We start from the raw sequence: 1,281 nt of genomic DNA on the forward strand, positions 1-1,281 counted from the left end.
GCGACGACGCGGCCACCAAGCTGATCTGGCTGGCACTGCGCAACATCACGGCTGACTGGGGACGCGCAGCCAAGGAGTGGCGCCCCGCGATGAACCAATTCGCTGTGGTCTACGAAGAGCGATTCACACTGCCGGCGCACGGCAGTCGATAAGCGAGTCGGCCAATAGCCAATTCATCTCAACCGCCTCGCACACAGAAATCCTGACAGCCCCTGAACAACAGCGCCGCAACACCATGCCGAATCTCGCAACCCACGACCACTACCTGGCAGGAGTCTCCGTTCGGCAGTTGCACCTCAACCCAACTGCCGCGAGGTGGCAGCTCCGTTGCCGAAGCGAACGTGCCATCGACGACGTACCACTTGCCCAGCTCGAGACCGTCGAGCTGCGGAGCAAGTTCTGCAGTGACCACGAACGAATCGACAAGAGTGAGCAGCGATTCCACGGACCACAGTGTACGCATGCAGGTGCGCTTGGGGCTGCTCTCCGATTCGGGACCGAGATTGCGGCCCGTGGGCCACCGGCCGATCGTCAAAGCAGCCGGTCGCGAAGGGCTGCTCGTGGCCGACAAGCGCCTCAAACGCGAGGCTTGAACTGCCCTGGGTCGTAGAAGAACTGCTCTTCCAGAATGCTGTCGCCCGCCCATCTTTGATAGGCCAGTTCCTCGAAGTGAATGGCTCGGCCTTCACCATCAACGTAGGCGAATTTCCATCGAATGACCACCATGTCTCCTTCGATGAAGATGGGACGAACGCATCGGGCGCTCATGTCCCGGACGGAGGCTTGGGCGGCGATCTCGCGCGCGAGAAGCGCCGACTTGCCGACTCGGGGTTGCGCCCGATTCTCACGCATCGAAGCGTTTTCGGCGTAGAACCTGTTGAGTGCCTCGATGCCGTTGCCGCCTTCAACCAGCTCGATGAAGGTCTCTACCGTTTGATGTGTTGGCATTCCGAGATTCTCCTCCGGGTTGCCGGCGAGCTGTTGCACGCCCAAGAGGAATTCGGACATTGGGGTCGTCTGAAGCAGTCTGTCGCAAACGACAGCAGTTGGCCGAATGTTGCCTGTCATCTGTCTCGCCTGGTGGCCTGGGGGGGCGACCCGTTGCATCTCCGGCCAACGTGTGCCTGCGAAGCGCTTCGCTGAAGACTGGCTGATGCCAGTCTTGTCAGCTTTTCCGCTCGGCGCCGGGTTCCCGAAGGCTCCTGATGAACTTGATGCCTGCGGAGATTCCGAGTACGACAAGGCCAGCGAGCGCAACGACGAGGATGAATGCCTCGCGTG

At 61.0% G+C, this 1,281-nt stretch carries 3 protein-coding genes and 1 pseudogene; 2 read left to right on the forward strand and 2 right to left on the reverse strand.

Features of this window, described 5'->3' with window-relative positions:
- Positions 1-152: pseudogene (locus AC1D01_RS35220) on the forward strand (IS256 family transposase); the annotation flags it as partial.
- Between the two features lie 26 nt (positions 153-178).
- Here AC1D01_RS35220 and AC1D01_RS35225 read toward each other — a convergent pair.
- Positions 179-445 (reverse strand): hypothetical protein, encoded by a 267-nt coding sequence (locus AC1D01_RS35225; protein WP_477874238.1) that lies wholly within the window; start codon positions 443-445, stop codon positions 179-181.
- Positions 446-576: 131 nt separating this feature from the next.
- Positions 577-1,008, reverse strand: coding sequence for a nuclear transport factor 2 family protein (locus tag AC1D01_RS35230; RefSeq protein WP_477874240.1), 432 nt, complete (start codon positions 1,006-1,008; stop codon positions 577-579).
- Positions 1,009-1,054: 46 nt separating this feature from the next.
- On the opposite strand from AC1D01_RS35230, the gene AC1D01_RS35235 reads away from it, so the two are divergent.
- A partial coding sequence (locus AC1D01_RS35235) for a hypothetical protein (protein ID WP_477874242.1) occupies positions 1,055-1,281 on the forward strand: 227 nt, incomplete at its 3' end.

Source organism: Rhizobacter sp. P3_B12, from assembly GCF_056402895.1.

Excerpts from the sequence above, each read along its gene's own strand:
- AC1D01_RS35230 (WP_477874240.1), bottom strand. The coding sequence starts at position 1,008 with ATGTCCGAATTCCTCTTGGGCGTGCAACAGCTCGCCGGCAACCCGGAG.